The sequence below is a fragment of the Nannocystis exedens genome (genome assembly GCF_002343915.1).
GTDB lineage: Bacteria > Myxococcota_A > Polyangia > Nannocystales > Nannocystaceae > Nannocystis > Nannocystis exedens.
On record NZ_NETK01000001.1, the window covers coordinates 7,621,935 to 7,640,055 of the forward strand.

At 74.2% G+C, this 18,121-nt stretch carries 12 protein-coding genes; 8 read left to right on the forward strand and 4 right to left on the reverse strand.

The window, feature by feature from the left end:
• Positions 1-200: 200 nt before the first annotated feature.
• Positions 201-1,694: an NHL repeat-containing protein gene (locus tag NAEX_RS30020; protein WP_143141097.1), complete on the reverse strand. Its 1,494-nt coding sequence runs from the start codon at positions 1,692-1,694 to the stop codon at positions 201-203.
• Positions 1,695-2,265: 571 nt separating this feature from the next.
• On the opposite strand from NAEX_RS30020, the gene NAEX_RS30025 reads away from it, so the two are divergent.
• The 7 genes from NAEX_RS30025 (at position 2,266) to NAEX_RS30055 (ending at position 10,915) form a co-directional block, all read left to right on the forward strand.
• Entirely contained in the window at positions 2,266-3,006 is a 741-nt protein-coding gene (locus NAEX_RS30025; protein ID WP_096330910.1) for a 2OG-Fe dioxygenase family protein, read from the forward strand.
• Positions 3,007-3,478: 472 nt separating this feature from the next.
• Complete coding sequence (locus tag NAEX_RS30030; RefSeq protein WP_245913830.1) at positions 3,479-4,825, forward strand: DUF1552 domain-containing protein; 1,347 nt, start codon at positions 3,479-3,481, stop codon at positions 4,823-4,825.
• Positions 4,822-6,537, forward strand: a complete 1,716-nt coding sequence (locus NAEX_RS30035; protein ID WP_096330911.1) for a DUF1588 domain-containing protein — start codon at positions 4,822-4,824, stop codon at positions 6,535-6,537. The genes NAEX_RS30030 and NAEX_RS30035 overlap by 4 nt, the downstream gene beginning before the upstream one ends.
• Positions 6,538-7,017: 480 nt before the next feature.
• On the forward strand, positions 7,018-7,431 hold the full coding sequence (locus tag NAEX_RS30040; protein ID WP_143141096.1) for a hypothetical protein: 414 nt from the start codon (positions 7,018-7,020) through the stop codon (positions 7,429-7,431).
• A 52-nt stretch (positions 7,432-7,483) separates the two neighbouring features.
• Complete coding sequence (locus NAEX_RS30045; RefSeq protein WP_096330913.1) at positions 7,484-8,587, forward strand: hypothetical protein; 1,104 nt, start codon at positions 7,484-7,486, stop codon at positions 8,585-8,587.
• 325 nt (positions 8,588-8,912) lie between these two features.
• A complete protein-coding gene (locus tag NAEX_RS30050; RefSeq protein WP_100793325.1) occupies positions 8,913-9,515 on the forward strand; it encodes an RNA polymerase sigma factor in 603 nt (200 codons plus the stop codon).
• Positions 9,512-10,915, forward strand: coding sequence for a tetratricopeptide repeat protein (locus NAEX_RS30055; protein WP_143825651.1), 1,404 nt, complete (start codon positions 9,512-9,514; stop codon positions 10,913-10,915). The genes NAEX_RS30050 and NAEX_RS30055 overlap by 4 nt, the downstream gene beginning before the upstream one ends.
• A gap of 506 nt (positions 10,916-11,421) precedes the next feature.
• Here NAEX_RS30055 and NAEX_RS30060 read toward each other — a convergent pair.
• Together NAEX_RS30060 and NAEX_RS30065 are read right to left on the reverse strand one after the other, a co-directional pair.
• Positions 11,422-12,342: a zinc metalloprotease gene (locus tag NAEX_RS30060; protein ID WP_096330916.1), complete on the reverse strand. Its 921-nt coding sequence runs from the start codon at positions 12,340-12,342 to the stop codon at positions 11,422-11,424.
• Between the two features lie 767 nt (positions 12,343-13,109).
• Positions 13,110-15,446: a serine/threonine-protein kinase gene (locus tag NAEX_RS30065; RefSeq protein ID WP_170136111.1), complete on the reverse strand. Its 2,337-nt coding sequence runs from the start codon at positions 15,444-15,446 to the stop codon at positions 13,110-13,112.
• Between the two features lie 192 nt (positions 15,447-15,638).
• Between NAEX_RS30065 and NAEX_RS30070 the strand changes: the two genes are divergently transcribed.
• The gene (locus NAEX_RS30070; RefSeq protein ID WP_096330918.1) at positions 15,639-16,334 is read left to right on the forward strand and encodes a DUF1264 domain-containing protein; all 696 of its coding nucleotides are present in this window, start codon (positions 15,639-15,641) and stop codon (positions 16,332-16,334) included.
• A 73-nt stretch (positions 16,335-16,407) separates the two neighbouring features.
• Here NAEX_RS30070 and NAEX_RS30075 read toward each other — a convergent pair whose 3' ends face one another.
• A complete protein-coding gene (locus NAEX_RS30075) occupies positions 16,408-17,574 on the reverse strand; it encodes a pectin acetylesterase-family hydrolase (protein WP_100793323.1) in 1,167 nt (388 codons plus the stop codon).
• Positions 17,575-18,121: the final 547 nt, after the last annotated feature.

An 18,121-nucleotide genomic window follows, 5' to 3' on the forward strand; every position in this document is an offset into this window, starting at 1 on the left:
GAGGCGAGGGCGGCGGTCGTGCGACGCCACCGCGCCGATCCTCGAGGAGAGAGAGGATCGTACGCGGCCGGACGGGGTGCACCCGAGCGGCGGTTGCCCGCGCAATAGCGAGGACGCGAGCAGGTCCGATCACGTTTGCGGAGCGGTCCGCCGTTCGGCGAACCGGGGCGCGGTCCCGTGAAAGACCTGCTGCGCCGCGGTCAGGTCGAGAACAGGCGAATCAACGTCATGAAGATGTCGTAGTCGCCGTTATAGGTCGGGTCGTGGATCGTGCCCGGCGAGTTCGAGTCGTTGATGCCGGTGTTGCTGGTCGACGTCGTCGAGCCGACGCCGACGAGCGTGTCGTAGCGGCGGTCGACCGCGATCACCGACTCGTCGAGCCCGTCGCCGCCGTTGTAGGAGCCCCACACGGCGGTGCCGTTCGCGTCGAATGTGACGAACATCCCGTCCCAGCCGAAGCCGGAGTAGGCGTTGTCGAAGCCGCTCGTGAACAGCCCGGACGACGAGGTGGCGCCCGATGCCTGGATGACGCCCTCGGCGCTGACGCCCTCGAATTGGTCGAGGCCTGCGCCGCCGTAGTAGCGGCCCCACAGGATGTCGCCGTCGACGTCGAACTGGGTGATGAACGCGTCGGTGGAGCCGGCCCTGAGCGTCGTCGAGTTTACCGCGATATCGTTGTCCGAGTCGGTGAGGCCGACGATGTACACGAGGTCGTCGGTGCCCGACACGTCGACCGCGACCCCGCGGGCCTGGTCGGTACCGGTGTCGCCGTAATAGGTGGCCCACTCGAGGACCCCCGACGAATCGTAGCGGACGAGGAAGGCGTCCTGCATGCCGCCGTAGGTGTCGAAGTGGGACCCGTCGAGCTCGTTGTTGGCCGAGGTGGTGTGGCCGGTGACGTAGACCGCGTCGTCCGAGCCGACGGCGCAGTCGAGCGCCTTGGTCTCGCCGCCCGAGCCGCCGTAATAGGTGCCCCACAGCAGCGTCCCGCCGGTGCCGTCGAACTTGGCGATGAACGCGTCGATGCTGCCGTCGAGCTCGTCGTCCCACGGGGTGAAGCCGACCATGCCGTCGAACAGGCCCTCGGACGTCGTGGTCCCGACGATGTAGACGTCGCCCTGCGAGTCGATGCAGGTGGCGAACGCCTCCTCGAGCTGGTCGCCGCCGAAATAGGTGCCCCACAGGCGCGCGCCGTTGTTGCGGAACTTGACCAGCATCGCGTCGCCGGTGCCGTCGAGGGCGGTCTGGTGGGTGCCGGTGGTGGCGATGACGTTCCCGGTGTTCGCCGAGCGCGTCGCGCCGCCGGCGAAGAACGTCCCCTCGGCCTCGTCGAACACGACGTCGTGGAAGATGTCGTCGCCGCTGCCGCCGTAGTAGTTGCCCCAGATCTGCTGGCCGAACCAGTCGAACTTGGTGATGAACGCGTCGCGGCCGCCGTTGTAGTCGCCGTCGTGCGCGGCGTCGGCCGTGATCCCGGTCTCGGAGGTGGTTTCGCCGACGCACACGACGTTGAATTCGTCGTCGATGACGACCCCGCGTCCGGCGTCGGTCCCCGAACCGCCGTCGTAGGTGCCCCACAGCCGCGTCGGGTCGGCGTGCGCCTCGGGCGCGAACGCGGCGAACGCGGCCACGATCGTGCTCGTCGTGGTGAAAGAGCGGAAGCCAGGACCATGATTGCTGATTCTCGAGCGCATTCGTTCGTTATCCCTTCGTCGCTGATTGGACCGGCGCCTCGCAGCATTCGGGTCGGGCCCGTGCGGCGCCGGTGCGGCCTCAGCAAGGGCTACGCCGCGGCTAAAGCCTCGGAATCTCGTCGCGCGGGGGCCGGAACGCGCCTCGCGGACCGCCAGACCCCATGGGACAACCCCATGGGGTCGCCCATGGGTCTGTTCAGGAGGGCGGTCGCTCGCTCGGGTCCACCACGATCTTCCATCACGAGGAGACCCGGACGCACACAACGGCCCGCGATGTCCCGCGACGACCGCTCGCTCGTCTTCACCACGATCTTCCCGATCGATCGGACCCGGGGGACACTCACGGCGGCCCGCGTGTCTTCTCGCCGACGGCCGCGCGCTCGGGTTCACCAGGGCAAACCCGGTGGACACACGGCGGCCCGCTCGCTGCCCGCGCCGCAGGGGCGGGCGCGGGACGTCGTGCGCGGAGGATCGCCCTGGCGGCGCCGTCGGCTCGGCGAGGACGGGCCACGCATGGGCGCGATGCTGTACATTCGCCGCGTCGCTCGAGCGCCAGCCTCTCCGTCCCCCGATGACCCCGCTGCTCCCTCCCTACACCGACCCGGCCGACGTCGAGGCAGCCCTCCGTCGCAATGGTTACGCGATCGTGGCTGCGCCGGTCCTGGCGTCCTGGCTGCCCGAGGGGCTCGGCGGGCTCCAGGCGCTGCAGCCGTCGTGGGACGAGCTCCCGCCGGACACGTACCTGCGCGACGGCGGCCGTTACCGCCGGCGCCGTCACTCCTGCTTCGTCGTCGAGGGCGCGCGGGTCGAGATCACGCCGCACCGCGCTCACTGGCAGCCGCTCGAGTACAACGCGCTCCACGGCGGCCTGGAGCGGTGGTTCGCGCCGATGCTGCCGCAGGTGACGGAGCTGCCGGTGTGGTCGTCGCTGCTGCGACGGCTCGGCGCGGTGTGCAGCGCGCGCGCGCCGGTCGTGCCGCGCTGGTTCGTCGAGGCGCATCAGTTCCGCATCGACACCGCCGACGGCATCGGCCGCCCGACCCCCGAAGGAGCGCACCGCGACGGGGTGGACTTCGTCGCGGTGCTGCTCGTCGCGCGCCGGGCGATCAAGGGCGGCGAGACCCGTGTCTTCGAGGCCGAGGGTCCGTACGGCCTGCGCTTCATGATGAGCGAACCGTGGACGCTGCTGCTCCTCGACGACGCGCGCGTGATCCACGAGACCACGCCGATCCAGCCGCTGGACGAAGCCGGCGGGCACCGTGACACGCTGGTGCTGACCTTCCGCGCGGGCGGCTTCCAGGGCCCGACCTGAAGCCGCGCTGGGCGTGCGACTCGGCGGGCGGCGCGGGCCCGGTCGACACGGTCGACGGCCACCGCACCCTCGACTTCGCGGCCTCGGGCTCCGCTCCTCTGCAGGAGCGGGTCTGGGCGCTCGGCGCCTCACGGTCGGCGCGGGGGCGCGCGCCTCGGCCGGGCGGTCGCGCGCGGGAGCGGCCGCGATTTTTTTTCATCCACCCCGCCGCCGCGGCGCCACAGGAGGGCGTGAGGCGTCACCCGGCCGACGCCGGCGGGCCGGCCTGAACTTTACGACATGAACTTACTACCATGAACCTTGGGTCATCTCCGAGGTGACTCCTCGGCGCCGGTCGGGCGACGCCCGGTCGCTCGTCCATGCCGCTCCGCCGCGCCTCGCTCTCCTGCTCCCGTCACACTCCTGTCGAACATCGCGCGCGGGCAGCTCCGCGCGCGCGGAGGAACGCATGCACCGATCGCAGCACCGACTGATGCGCCGCACCTTCCTGGCGGCAATGGGCCTCGGCATCGCCGCGCCGCTCGCGGCGAAGATGTCGCGCCTGGCGGTCGCCGCCCCCGGCGACCGGCCGAAGCGCCTCTTCATCTTCTACATCCCGCACGGCATGCCGCCCGAGCACCTCCAGCCCTACGGCGAGGGGGACGCCTTCTTGCAGGGCTCGAACGTGCTGAGCCCGCTCGTCCCGTACAAGAGCCGCGTCGCCGTCGTCAACGGGCTGTCGATGAACGGCGGGATCTCGAACCACGTGGCGATCCGCGCGACCTTGACCGGCTTCGCCGAGGGCGAGGGCAGCGACTCGATCGATCGGCTGATCGCCGACGGCATGGGCGTCACCCCGCACGTGATCGGCGCGATCCCCTACGACAAGGGGGCCGGCTTCTACAGCGACTGTTACCTGGTCAAGCACGGCTCGTGGGTGCGGCCGATCGAGAGCCCGGTCGAGGCGGTGGCGCAGCTGTTCCAGGGCGTCGGTCCGGCGCCGATGCCGATGCCCGGCGTCGACGAGAACAAGTTCCGCGCCGCGACGCTGGCGCTGACCGAGGGCGAGATCGAGGCGATGCAGGCGGCGGTGTCCGGCCTGACGCGCGAGGAGAGCAAGCTGGCGCTGCACCTGGACGCGGTCCGCAACCTCAAGGCCAAGGCCTCGGGCGAGGGGCCGCCGCCGCCGATGGTCAGCTGCGACAGCAAGCCGGCGCTGCCGGCCGTCGACGCGGTCGCCGGGCTCGACCCGCTCAACCAGAGCTTCTTCGGCAAGATCCTCGACGCGCACCTCGAGGCGAGCGCGTACGCGTTCCTGTGCGGCTCGGCGCGGGTGATCACGCTGCAGAACATGTGGGTCAACGCCGGCCTCAACTTCGGCTTCGAGGGCGGCCCCGGGATCCCCAAGGGCCACCATGACCCGGTGTCGCACTCGTGGGACGGCGCCGGCCGGGCCGAGTTCGCGCAGTGCCAGAAGTGGTTCTTCGAGCGCCTGGCCGAGAAGTTCTTGAAGGTGCTCGACCAGCCCGACCCGCTCGACGTCGAGGATCCGACCCGCACCGTGCTCGACAACACCCTCGTGTACGTGTGCAGCGAGGTGTCCGACGGCGCCAATCACAACTCCGACCACTCGGACGTGTGGCTCGACGGCAAGCCGTGGAGCTCGAGCCTGCCGGCGATCCTGATCGGCGGCGGCGGTGGTTACCTCAAGACGCAGCAGGCGGTCCAGGTCGAGCGCAGCCACATCGACATGCTGGCGACCCTCGCCGACGCGATGGACGTCCCGCTCGGCTCGATCGGCGGTCAGTCGGTCTCTGCGATCCAGGAGCTCAAGGCATGACACGCACCCACCTCTCCTCCCGACATGTGTACCTCGCGCTCGGCCTGGCCTTCGGGACAGGATGCCCGGGCGGCGGCGGGGCCGGCAGCGACACCGACGTCGGCGACACCGAGACCGGGGGCGCGTCGACCGGCGGCGCCACGACCGACGACCCGACCGGCGGATCGAGCGACACCGACGACCCGCCGCCGGTGAACCCGTCCGGGCGCTGCGAGCAGTCGCGGCTCGGCGCGCGGGTGCTCCGCCGGCTGTCGCAGGTCGAGCTCGAGCACACGCTGCGCGACATCTTCCCCGAGATCGAGGCGACCTGGTCCGGCGTGCAGCTCGGCATCGATCCGGCGTCGAAGCACGGGTTCACCAACGACGCCGCGACGCTGCTCGTCGGCGACCAGACCGCGGCCGAGTGGCTCGCGACCGCCGAGGACGTCGGCGACGCGGTCACCGCGCCCGCGGTGCTGCCGCTGATCCTGCCGTGCGCGGCCCAGAGCCCCGACTCCGCCTGCGCCGCCGAATTCATCGATAAATACGGGCAGCGGCTGTTCCGCCGCCCGCTGACGGCCGACGAGCGGGCGCGCTACGCGTCGCACTTCGCGGCGATCGCCGCCGAGGTCGAATTCCCGGTCGCGCTCAAGTGGACGCTCGTCGGCCTGATCCAGTCGCCGCACGCGGTGTACCGCAGCGAGCTCGGCGAGCCGGGCGACGACGGCTACGCGCTGACGCCGTACGAGGTCGCGACCGCGCTCGCGTACACCTACGGCGGCAGCACGCCGAGCCCGGAGCTGCTGGCGAAGGCCGAGCAGGGCGCGCTCGCCACTCCCGAGGCCCGCATGGCCGAGGCCGGCGCGCTGCTCTCGACCCCGCGCGGCAAGGACGTCCTGCACCTGTTCTTCCGCCAGTGGGCCAAGTATCCGCAGGTCGAGAGCAAGGTGAAGATCGACGTCGCCACGTTCGACGACATCCGCATGCGCATGATCGACGAGACGCGGCGCTTCGTCGACGAGGTGGTGTTCGCGCAGGAGGGCGACGTCCGCGCCTTGCTGACCGCGCCGATCACCGTGCTCGACGCGACGCTGTCGCAGTTCTACGGCTTCGGGCAGGTCGCCGGCGACAGCGCGGTGGTCGAGCGCCCGGCCGACTGGGGCGTGGGCCTGCTGGCCCAGGGCTCGGTGCTCGCGGGGCAGGCCCACGCCGACAGCTCGTCGCCGACCAAGCGCGGGCTTTTGGTCTACGACCGGCTGCTGTGCGGCCCGCACATCCCGCCGCCGATGAACATCCCGGCGATCGACCCGCCGATGCCCGGCGCGCAGACCACCCGCGAGCGCTACGAGGTCGCGCACGCCGGCGACCCCGCGTGTCAGTCGTGCCATCAGTACTTCGATCCGATCGGCTTCGGCTTCGAGCACTTCGACGCCGCGGGCCGCTTCCGCGCCGACGAGAACGGGCTGCCGATCGACGCCACCGGCCAGGCGGTGGACTCGATGCTCACGCCGCTGATCCAGTTCGACGGCCTGACCGACCTGGCGAACAAGCTCGCCGAGCTGCCGCAGACGACCGACTGCGTCAGCGGGCTGCTGACGAACTTCGCCTACGGCGTCGAGGAGAACTGCCTGGCCGAGGAGGCCCGCACGGCCCTGCAGGACGGCGAGGTCGGCCTGCGCGAGTTCTACGTGCAGCTGGCGGCGAGCGAGCACTTCGTCCGCCGCGAGGAGTGAGGCCGGCCGTCGCGGGCGCGAGCGGCCGAGGCCGGGCCGACCCGCTCGCAGGCGGCCGCTCGTGCAGCAGCTCGCGCCCGGACGTCCGGGGGACCGCGAAGCGTCCGCCGCCGGGCGATGGGGCTGTCTTGAAGAGCATGTCCACGAAAACACGTCTATCAGGACATGTTTTCGTGGACATGCTTGAGGCGTGTGCCTCAGCGACAGGACCGTCCAGCGGGCTGCGAGCGAGCACCTCGCGCGCCGGGCCGAGCGAGGCGCGGCGGACGTGGCCGTCTGCCGGGCCGAGTGAGGGGCAGCCGCTGCCTGCGAGGCACGTGCAGCGGGCTGCGAGCGAGCACCTCGTGCGCCGGGCCGAGCGAGGCGCGGCGGTTGCCTGCGCGGATGCTCCCTGCAGGCGGCGAGCGAGCGCTTCGTCCGCCGAGCGCGGCGCGGCGGGGCCGTTGCCTGCCGCGGGTCCGCCCGCTAGAAGAAGAGGACATGCGCGCCGCTCCGCGAGCTCGACGTCGCCCTCTGCTCGCCCTGCTCGGCGCCGCGCTGGTGTTCGCCTGCCGCGGCGAGGGCGAGGTCCTCGAGCTCGCGGGCGGCGAGCCGGGCGACGGGCGCTGCGGCCTCGTCGTCGTCGACGCCTCCGAGGGGCTCGCGGTCGCTCGCGTGCTCACCAGCGACTGGGTGAGCGGCTCCTGCTACGAGCTCACGCTCACCAACACCGGAGCCGCGCGGGCGGCCTGGTGGGTGCAGCTCGCCACCGACGCCGTCACCGTCGACCGGTGGAACCACGCCGCGACCGACCTCGGCGGCGGCCTGTTCGAGTGGCGAGGGATCGTCGCGTCCAACAACGTCGAGCTCGAACCGCAGGGCACCGCGGTGGTGGGCACCTGCCTGGAGTGCTGAACCGCCGCGCCCTGCTGGTCGGCGCTCGCGGGCCGGGATACAACTGGCGCCTGTGGTCGCCATCCCTCTGGCCCTCGCGCTCATCGTCGGCGAGCCCTCGCCCGTGAGTCCCCCCGCCGAGGCGACCGCCACCGCCACCGAGCCCCGGCAAATCGTCGTCGGCGTGATCGAGGGCGGCCGGCTCGACGCCGTCGCGGTCGTCCAGGCCCTCCGCGGCCACCTCGCCGACCTCGACGTCGGCCCGGCGGTCGAGGCCCGGCCGGCGGCCGCGCTCGCGGAGCCGCTCGGGTGGGCGCGCGAGCGCCTCGCCGAGGGGGCCTTCGCGGTCGTCTGGGTCGAGGCCGCGGCCGGGCAGGGGAGCGCCGTCTACCTGCTCCTCGGCGCGCCCGAGCGGCTCTACACGCGGCACCTCGACACGCCCGACGACCCGCTCGAGACGCGGGAGATCCTCGGCGTCGTGATCCGCGGCCTGGTCGCCTCGCTGGCGGCGAGCGAGGCTCCTGCCGACATGGAGGTCATCGCCGTGCCGGTGCCCGAGGAGCGCCCGCCGTCCCCGGCCCCCGCGCCGCCGCCTGCGCCCGCCGCCCCGCCGAAGCCCGCCCCGGCGCCGCGCCTGCGCCTGTCGCTCGGGCTGGGGTACGCCGGTTCGAGCTACGCCGCCCAGCTCCCGTGGGGCAGCGGGCTCGGCGTCGAGCTCGGCGTCCTCGGCCGCCGCGGCCTGGTCGTCGCCGTGGGCGGCGCGGGCCTCCTCCACCCCCCGCTCACCCCGGAGCTCGGCCAGCAGACCCGCGACGACGCCCGTTTGCGGCTCGGCCGCGTCGGCTTCACCGTGCGGGTCGGCTTCCGCGTGCCGCTCGGGGCCCGCCGCCGCTTCTTCGTCGAGCCGGCCGTGGTCGGGCGCGGCGAGGCGATCGTCTGGCGGCCGACCGCGGGCTCGCAGGCGCGCGGCGGCGCGGGCTTGCGGGTCGCCCTCGCGCCGACCGTCGGCCTCGGCCTCCAGCTCGGGCGCGGGTTCGCCCTCGTCCTCGCGGCCGGCCTCGACCTCTGGCTGCGCAACTTCGACCTCGTCGCCCGCACGCCCGTGGGCACCACCCCGCTGGTCCGCCCGCCGACCGTCGGCGCCACCGCGGGCCTGGGCCTGTCGTGGGTGCGCTAGCACCGGTAGGTGCCGACCGTCGAGCGGCCGCGCCTGAGCGTGCCAGGGCGCCGTCTGGTCCGCCTTCGACGAGTGCGCCAGGGCGCGGTCGGGTCCGCCTCCGATGCCTCGCCGGTCGTCCTGGCCCCGAGCCAGGGCGCCGTCGGGTCCGCCTCCGAGCGTCGGTGCCGCCGCTGGCCCTGGCCCCGCCCGAGTGCGCCAGGGCGCGGTCGGGTCCGCCCGCCGACCGGCGGCGGCGACCGCCCGGGCCCCGCCATAATTTTTCATCCGCCGGGCCGTTGCCGGGCCACCCTACCGCCGATTGCTCGCCAAGGCCCCCGCACCCGTGCTCGTGGCCGTCGCCGCCGACGGGCAGCCCGACGACGTCGCCGAGCACGCCGAGGCTCGCGCGCTCGCGCGGGCGACCGCGGCCGGCGATCGCCAGGCCGCGACCAGCTTCGCCCGCCGGCTCCTGCCGGTCGCGCGCCGGGTGACCCGGGCGCTCCTCGGCTCCGGCACCGACGCGGACGACGTCTCGCAGTCCGCGCTCATCGAGCTGTTGGAGTCGGCGCGGACCTACGCCGGCCAGGGCCCGCTCGAGGCGTGGGCTCGCCGGATCACCGTCCGCGTCACCCTCCGCTGGCTCCGTCGCGGGCGCCGGCTGTCCGTCGTCGCCCACGACGAGGACGACCTCGGCAGCGAGCCTGCCGACCTCGGCGACGACCTCCGCGAGCACATCCCGCGCGCCGTCACCGACTACCTCGCGCTCCTCCCCGAGCCGCAGCGGATCGCCCTCGTGCTCCGCCACGCGCTCGACCACACCCTGCCCGAGATCGCCGAGCTGACCGGAGCGCCGGTGCCCACCGTCAAGTCGCGGGTCCTCAAGGCCGAAGAGACCCTCCGCAAGCTGATCCGCCGCGACCTCAACCTCGGCCGTCCGGCCCCGTGACGGAGCCTCCGATGCACCACGACCCCGAAGCAATCGACGACACCCCCGAGGACCGACGCTGGCGCCGGCTCGTCGACGCGTCCCTCGGCGGCGACCCGCTCCCGGCCGACGACGCCGCTTTCCTCGCGGCGCACCGCGGCGACGGACCGGCGACGCGGCGCGAGCGCGAGCTGCTCGACGCGCTCCGCCGCGGCGAACCCGAAGCGACCGACGCCGCCGCCGACGACGCGCTCGTCGCCGCCGCCGTCGACCGCTTCCTCGCCGACCGGACGGCCGTCACCGGCGCGCCGCGCCCCGGGGCCGGCCGCCGCTCGGCCCTCGTCATCGGTCTCGGCGTCGCCTTCGCCGCGGCCGCCGCCTGGCTGTTGCTCGTCCGGCCTTTCGGACATGTCTCCGAGGACACGTCGCCGTCGCCGCTCGCCGCGGCCGAACATGGCGCCGAGGGCGGCCGCGACGCCGGACCTGGCGCGAAGGACAGCCCGCCCGCACATGACCCGAAAGACAGCCTCGCCTCGCGCGCGGACAGCCCCGCCGAGCCGGCGCCTGTCCCGAAGGACATCTCCGCCGAGCTGCGCCTGCTCGGCGGCGTCGCCGCGGCCGGAAGCGGCCCGCTCGCGCTGCACCAGCCCCTCGCCGACGGCCCGCTCCGCCTCGCCGACGCCGGCTGCGTCGGCGTCGCCGGGCAGGTCACCGCCTGCGCCGAGGGCGAGGCCGAGCTGGTCGCCCGGGGGGCGGTCCTCGCCGTCGAGCGCGGCCGCGTCCACGTCGAGGTCGCGCCGGCGGGCGTCGGCGTCGTGTGGATCGAGGTCGCCGGCGTGGCGATCGTCAGCGACGAGCCCGGCGCCGTCCTGATCGTCGCGGAGCCGCAGCGCTGGCAGGTCACCGCGCTGCGCGGCGCGCATCGCCTGCGCGAGGGGGGCGTGGAGCGCCCGCTCGCCGCCGGCGAGACGGCCGACTCGCGGGCGCAGGTCGTGCCCGCCGACGGCGGCCGGGCGGAGCGGGGCGCCGCCGCGAAGCCGCGCCCCGCCAGCGACCCCGGGCAGCTCATCGACGAGGCGCACGCCCTCCGCGGGGCCGGCAAGTACCGGGCGGCCGCCCGCATCTACCGCCGTCTGTTGCGGGAGCACGGCGACACCTCGCTCGCCCGCACCGCCCAGGTCGCCCTCGGTCAGCTCTCGCTCGGGCCGCTCGGCGAGCCCCGCGGCGCGCTCTCGGCCTTCGACGCCTACCTCCGCGACGCGCCGCAGGGCGCCCTCGGCGAGGAGGCCCTCCACGGGCGCGTCGAGGCGCTCCACCGCCTGGGCCGCGACCAGGACGCCGCCCGGGCCGGGGCCGAGTTCCTGCGCCGCTTCCCCCGCAGCCGCTACGCCGACGATGTCCGCCAGCGGCTCGGCAATTGAGCCGGCGCGGCGTTGGTGAGGTCCGTCAGCGGCCCGGCGGCTGAGCCGGCGCGGCGTTGGCGCCGCTCCCCCCGCAGCCGCTACGCCGACGAGGTCCGCCAGCCGCTCGGCGGCTGAGCCGGCGCGGCGTTGGTGCGCCGCTCCCCGCAGCCGCCACGCCGAGGAGGTCCGCCAGCGGTTCGGCGATCGGGCCGGCGTGGCGTTGGTGCGCCGCTTCCCCCGAGCCGTCATGGCGACGAATTCTGCCAGCGGCTCGGTCGGGTTGAGCCAGGTGGAGTTTTGTGCGCCGCTTCCCCGCAATCGCCGTGGCGACGAGGTCCGCCAGCGGCTGGTCGGTCGAGCGGGTGCCGGCCACGGCACGCGGCCGACCTCGGAGGTCGCCGGCTTGGGAACTCGGGCCACAACAATGGATCGCTCGCCGCACGCTTCCCGGGAGCGGTCGCACCATTCGATCCATGGCAGTCCCGCCGGAACGGCGACGGTGCCCGCTGGCGAGCGCCGGCGCGTCAGCGGAACAGCGAATAGTTCCACGCCATGCGGCTCTTCTGCCCGGCCGTGAACTGATCCCGGCAGAGGTCGTTCGTATAATCCATGTAGTTGTGAATCGGGTCGCTCCCGGACGCCTTGCAGCTGTCGCGGCTGGCGGGGCAACCCGTGGCCGGGGATTGCTCGGCCGGCGTGTCGCCGACGAAGTCGCCCAGGATCGAGCAGCCGTTCTGGAACGTGTGATAGAGGCCGAGCCAGTGCCCGACCTCGTGGACCGCCGTCAGGCCGCTGTTGTAATTGACCGCGGTGCCCCCGGGGAAGGTCGCGCGGTCGACCACGATCCCGTCGTCCTTCGGGTCGCCCGCGTACCACCAGGGGAAGGTCGCCCATCCCAGCAGGCTCACCGCGTTGACGACATACACGTTGAGGGTCCCCGCGCCGCCCTTGCGGAGCGCGGCCTTCGCCTCCGTCTCGGCCGCGCTGTCCTGGGCCATGAGGTGCCAGGCGCTCTTGCGGGTGCGCGTGACCCCGGCGCGTGAAAAGTCGAAGTTTGAGCCGGCGAAGGCCGCGTTGAGCACGTCGAGCTGCTGGGCGATCTGCGCCTCCGTGATGTCGCCCACCCCATTGTCATCGCTGATGACATGGAAATACACCGGGATCGTCGCCCGGGCCTCCGGCTCCCGCGGGGCCGCGGCCACGCGCGCGCGGATGTCGGACTCCATCGCCGCGACCTCGAGGGTCGTCGGGTGATTGCCGCAGCGACCGTCGTACGCCGGCGCGACGGCGAAATCGTCGGCGCCGCAGGCCCCGTCCTCGCGCTCGTCGACCTCGCACATATCGTCGGTGCCGGCGATCGCCGCTTCACTCGCTCCGCCCTGCGCCGCCTCGCACGCGAGCGCGCCCACGCAGACGCCGATATACCACTGTCTCGTGATCTTCATCCATCTCTCCCGCCCGAACGGGCATGGTTTTCAGGTATGCCGGGATCGTGCACGGGAGCCAGGGGCGGATCGACGGCAACGTCGCGCCCGACACAACCCCCGGAGGAGCGCGCGACCGCGGCGGCCGGGCGCACACGCGGCCAGCGTCCGCGTGCAGCGGCTCATGCCCCTCGCGGCCGCTCCTCCCCGCGATCGTGCGCATCGCCCCGCCAGCACCAGCGTCTGGACGAGCCGGGTCGCCAAGCCGACGGCCGACGTGGTGTCGCCGACGTCGTGCCTGCGGACGGGCCGTGATGTCGTCGCAGGTCGGAGCGATGGACGCAGATTCGTGGTGTGATGAATGCGACCCGCGGGCGCGGGGCATCTGCGGGCCGCGAGCGAGGGCCGTCTCGCCGAGGCATGCATCCCTGTCTCAGCATGTGGATGGATGTGACGTCCTGGGCGTGGCCCTCCGGTCCATGCGGGGCGCGGTCGGGGCGCGAGCGCCGACGTCGGCCGAGGCTCGTCGCCGGGCCTCGGCAGGCGTCACAAGGGCGGCGCGGTTTGGTCCCCTGGGGCTCGCGATGCGAGGAGCGGCCGCCGTAGCCCGCGCGCACCATGTCCGGCCACGCCGGCCGTCTCGCTGTCCGAAGGGACAGATGGTCTCTCGCTTCGATCGCCTCGCGACCGGCGCGCGTCGCCGGGTTCACCTGGCTGCCCGAGAGGACATGTCGCGGCGCTCGGCGTCCGGACGTCCTCCCGGCGGGGCCGCGACCGCGGGCGTCGCCTCACGGCATGCGCGGCGGCGGCGGTGTCGCCGGGTCGCGGCCGGTGGCCGTGTCGCGGCCGAGCTGGGCGCGGGCGAGGTCCTGGCCGGGGAGGAGGTCGGGGAGGCGGTTGGCGAGGGCGACGGCCTCGGCGTAGTGGCGGTGGGCCCGGCTGCGCTCGTCGGCGGCGGCGGCGAGGTCGGCGAGGGCGAGGTGGAGGCGGGCGAGGGCGGCCTCCTGGCCGGGCAGGGCGGTGCGGATCGCCAGGGCCTCGCCGAAGCGGAGGCGGGCGTCGGCTTTCTCGCCGAGGCGGAGGTGGAGGCGGGCCCGCTCCTCGAGCACGTCGGCGACGGCCGGGTGGCGCGGCAGGCCGGCGAGCAGGCCGAGCGCCTGGTCGAGGTGGGCGCGGGCCTCGTGGTTGCCGCCCTGGAGGGCGAGCATACGGCCGCGCAGCATCTCGATGCGGGCGGCGGTGGCCGGGCGGTCGGCGGCGCGGGCCAGGGTGTCGCGCAGCAGCATCTGCGCGCTGGTCGGGTCGCCGTGGTCGGCCAGGAGCTCGGCGCGCAGCAGGGCGACCTCGGTGATCCGCCTCGGGTCGCGCAGGCGCTCGGCCGCGGCGCCGGCGAGGCGGGCGGTGGCCTCGTCGCCGGTGCACTCGGCCAGGTAGCGCTGGACGTCGGCGACGAGGTCGTCGTCGCGGTGGCTGATGGCGAGCTGGAGGGCGGTGGCGAGCTGGTCGCGGCCCTGGTGGACGATCCCGCGCGCGCAGGAGACGTGGCCGAGGAGGGCGGCCGCCTCGGCGCGCAGCGGGTCGCCGCCGACCTCCTTGAGGACGCGGTCGACCTGGCGGGTGGCGTCGCTGTAGCGGCCGGCGAGGGCGGACACGCGCGCCTCGTCGAGGGCGGCGGCGAGGTCGGCCGGGGCGGGGCCGGGGCCGACGAGGTTGCCGGGGTCGAAGCAGGGGGCGATGTCGGGCAGCGACTCGGCCATCCGCTCGGCGTCGCCGAGCTGCTCGGGGCGCAGGCGCGCGAGGGCGCGCGTGACGACGGCGAGGTCGCGGGTGCGGCGGTCGAGGCAGGCGCGGTGGCGCTCGCGCAGCGGCTCGGCGGCGAGCGGCCCCGCGCAGGCGGCGGCGCGGGCGTGGCCGAGGACGGTGGCGTAGCGGTCGAGCTGCGCGCCGGCGCGCGCGGCGGTGGCGGCGGCGAACGGGAGGTCGGCGCCGGCGAAGGCGCCGGCCAGGCCGGCGCCGGGCGGCGGGAGCTCGGCGGCCACGGCCCACTCGCAGCTGTGGTCGACGTGCGGGCTGGCGGCAGCGACGGCGACGGCGGCCAGCCCGGCGAGACCGGCGGCCAGGACGACGCCGACCCGCCGCCGCCGCGGCGGGGCGGCCAGGGCGGCCAGCAGCGCCTCCATCGACGGGTAGCGCTGCTCGGGGTCGGCGTGCAGGCCGCGGACGAGCACGGTGTAGATGCCGGGCGGGACCTTGGCGTCGCGCGGCGGCGGGGCGATGAGGCCGGTCAAGACCCGCCGCTTGAGCTCGGCGCGGGTCTCGGAGGCGAACGGGTGCCAGCCGTAGAGGCCGCGGTAGAGGGCGACGCAGAACGCGAACTGGTCGCTCTTGTCGGTCGCCCGCACGCCCTGGAACTGCTCCGGGGACATGTACGAGGGCGTGCCCATGAGCGCGCCGCTCTGGGTCAGCCGCGAGCTGCGCTCGAGGTCCTCGGCGGACACGTTGTCGCCGACGTCGGCCGGGGCGTCGGGGTCGGGGGCGCTGCGGACCAGGCCGAAGTCGACCACGCGGACCCGCCCGTCGTCGCCGACCAGCACGTTCTCGGGCTTGAAGTCGCGGTGGACCATGCCGCACCGGTGCGCGGCGGCCAGGCCGTGGCCGGCCTGCAGGTACGCGTCGAGCACCTGCCGCCAGGTCCGCGGGGCGGTCTCCAGCCAGCGCCGCATGTGCATCCCGCGGACGAACTCCATGGCGATGAACACCCGGCCCTCGAAATTGCCGGTCTCGTAGACCTGGACGACGTTGGGGTGCGACAGCTGGGCCAGCGCCTGGGCCTCGCGGATCAGCCGCGACGAGGCCCGCTCGAGCCCGCTGTCGCGGTCGAGCCGGACGAGCTTGATGGCGACCTGGCGGTCGAGCTTGGCGTCGTAGGCGAGGTAGACCTCGCCCATGCCGCCGACGCCCAGCGGCTGCAGGACGGCGTAGTGGGCGATCTTCTGCGGCTGGGCCCGGGCGTCCTTGCCGAACAGCTTCGCGTGCGCCGCGGCCTTGATCCGCCGGACCTCGCGCGCGGCGGCGGACTGCGGCGCGCGCGTGGCGTCGTCCGGGGCGTCGCCGGGGTCGGGCATGGCTGGCAGGATAGCCCAACCGGACCGGGCCGGCCCGCTCGCCCCCTCGCCGCTCGGCACGCCGGAGCGCCGCCGCCGCGAGACGGCCGCAATCGCGGCAACTGTCTTTGGGGACATGTTCGATGGCGCCGGCCATCGCCCCCGCGGCCCGGCTCGCTGGCGCGCCGGGGCTGCCGAGGTCATGCCCACCGCATGCGAGGGGTGCTCCCCGCCCGGGCCGCGCTGTCGCTGTGCGCGCTGCTCGGGCTCGCGGATTGCCACGGCCGCAGCGCGCCGCCTGCGACGGCGGTGGCCAGCCGCGGGGCGGCGAGCGACGGGCCGGCGCGCCGCGACGACCCGGGCCGCTCGGCGACCGTGCGCGCGCTCGAGAGCGGGACGCTCGGCCCGCAAGACCGCACGCCGGTCGACCGGCTGCTGCTGGTCCTCGACGGCTACACCCGCCCGAAGCGCGAGGCGGGCGGAGCGCCGGGCGAAGGCCGGCCCGACCGGGCGCTGTTCTACTGCGCCCAGCTCAACGCGGACTTCAGCCAGTGCGTGCTGTTCGACGGCTCCGACGAAGGCGCGCACCTGGTGGGGGTGGAGTACGTGATCTCGCCGTCGCTGTACGCGACCCTGCCGGCGGTCGAGCGCCAGTACTGGCACGCGCACGTGGGGGAGATCGACAGCGGGGTGCTGGTGTCGCCCGGGCTGACCGACGCGGCCCACACGGCGCTGATGGGCGAGCTGCGCTCGACGTACGGCAAGAGCTGGCGCACGTGGGACGCAGAGGCCGACCCGCTGCCGTTCGGCGAGCCGACGCTGATGTGGTCGATCTCGCCGGGCAAGCTCGAGCCGGCCACGCGCCACGAGATGCGATCGCGGTGGAGCCGGACGAGCCGCGAGGAGTGATTCTTGAAAAAATCCGAAGATCCGCGCGGTGGGTCGTCGGGGGCGGGACGGTGGTCGTGACTCGAGGTCCGGCTCACGGATCGACGCTGGTCCACGCCGGGTCGTCGGCGACCATCTGGCCCAGCCAGGCCTGCAGATCGACGCCGTTGCTGGTGACCGGCAGCCGCGCCGTCAGCAGCACGTGGCCGACCGCGTCGAGCAGGAAGTAGCGGGCGTTCTCGTAGGGGGCGACGTGGGTCTGCACGATCTCCGCGATCGCCTGCGGGAACGCCTCCTGCGTGAAGCCGAAGTAGATCGGCACGATCCAGTCGCGGGTATAGGACAAGAGGGCCCAGCGCTGAGTGGTGTGATTCGCGCCGTAATAATCGTAGATCGCGCCGAACGTCTCCAGGCATTCCGGGCAGTCGGGCGGCAGCGAGGCGGCCAGGTTCCACTGCGCGCGCCAGACGTCGGACAGCTCCTCGGCGAGGTACGGCGGGTCGAGCGGCGGCCCGGAGTCGTCGATGAGGTCGACGCGCACGTCGCCGAAGGCCTGCTGCACGCGCCACCAGTGGAAGGTCGACCCGTAGCCGCCGGCGCTGGCGCCGGCGAGGTAGACGCGCCCCGCGTCGGGGAAGGTCGGGACGATCCGCGCGAGGTAGGCGACCAGGTTGGCGCCGCCGACGTGCATCGTGGTGCGCTCGCCGTAGGTGACGACGTTGTCGCCGCCGTGCATGTCGCCGGTGCAGTACGGGACGTAGACGAAGCTCATGTCGCGGAACGGGTTGTCGGCGTCGTCGCGGTCGAAGATCTGCGCGGTCATGACCTTGGGCCGGTGCGGGTCGAAGTCGGCGGCGAACTCGGCCTCGCCGTAGCCGTCGGCGACGTGGGCGCTGGCGTTCGTGGTGTAGCAGGTGGCCTCGTCCCAGCAGGCGCCGCCGCCCTCGAGGTAGAGGACGACGCGATCGCTGCGCGTGGTGAGATTGACGGCGATGCCGGTGGTCTCGCCATTGGCACAATGCGCGTCGGCGAACGGGACCCAGGTCCAGGTCTCGGCCGGGGCGTCGATCGCCGCGCCGGTCGGGTCGCCGCCGTCGCCCGTGGTCGGCTGTTCGCCGCCGTCGGAGGTGGTGCCGTCGGTGGTCACGGCGGCGCTGCTGCCTTCCGTCTCGGCGGACGGCGAGGCGCCGCGATCGTCGCCGCAGGCGGGCGAATTCAGGGCGACCAGGGCGGCGAGCGACGCGATACGAGCTCGAATCATGGGCATGCCTCGACGGTACTGCACGAGCCGCTCGCGCGCCTGCGAGGGGCTCCCAGCGGGTATTCCGGGGAGACACGAAGGTGTGGAGGATCGCGACAGTGGCAGATCGCCACAGCGGCAATCACCGGCGGGCGCAGGCGCGCGGCGACGAGGTGGGGACGAGCGCGCGCGGATGGCCCGAGGGACAGGTGACGCATCGGGCCAGGGGACGGGCGGGGAGGATGACCCGAAGGACAGATCATGGGCCGCTCGCGCGGGGACCCGCGAGCGCTGCGAGCGCTCGCGTCCCCGGGGCGGTGCCGAGGAGATGTCCGCGGGACATGTCGTGGCCGCTGGCGCCTCGGGGCGCGAGCGCCGCGACCGCGCCCACGTCGCGGCGGCGAGAGGATGTCCGCGGGGACATGTCGTGGCCGCCCGCGCCTCCGTGAGGCCGCAAGAGCGCGCATGTCCGCGGGGACATGTCGCAATTCGCACTCTTCGAGAAAGCGGGGGCGCGCTGCGACCGGGCCCCTGGCTGCGGCTGGGCCCGGTCGAAGCGCGTGGGGGG

Coding starts and splice junctions, on each gene's coding strand:
- NAEX_RS30025 (WP_096330910.1), top strand. CDS start 2,266: ATGACCCCGCTGCTCCCTCCCTACACCGACCCGGCCGACGTCGAGGCA.
- NAEX_RS30070 (WP_096330918.1), top strand. CDS start 15,639: ATGCGAGGGGTGCTCCCCGCCCGGGCCGCGCTGTCGCTGTGCGCGCTG.
- NAEX_RS30060 (WP_096330916.1), bottom strand. CDS start 12,342: ATGAAGATCACGAGACAGTGGTATATCGGCGTCTGCGTGGGCGCGCTC.
- NAEX_RS30040 (WP_143141096.1), top strand. CDS start 7,018: ATGCGCGCCGCTCCGCGAGCTCGACGTCGCCCTCTGCTCGCCCTGCTC.
- NAEX_RS30030 (WP_245913830.1), top strand. CDS start 3,479: ATGCGCCGCACCTTCCTGGCGGCAATGGGCCTCGGCATCGCCGCGCCG.
- NAEX_RS30035 (WP_096330911.1), top strand. CDS start 4,822: ATGACACGCACCCACCTCTCCTCCCGACATGTGTACCTCGCGCTCGGC.
- NAEX_RS30065 (WP_170136111.1), bottom strand. CDS start 15,446: ATGCCCGACCCCGGCGACGCCCCGGACGACGCCACGCGCGCGCCGCAG.
- NAEX_RS30020 (WP_143141097.1), bottom strand. CDS start 1,694: ATGCGCTCGAGAATCAGCAATCATGGTCCTGGCTTCCGCTCTTTCACC.
- NAEX_RS30075 (WP_100793323.1), bottom strand. CDS start 17,574: ATGATTCGAGCTCGTATCGCGTCGCTCGCCGCCCTGGTCGCCCTGAAT.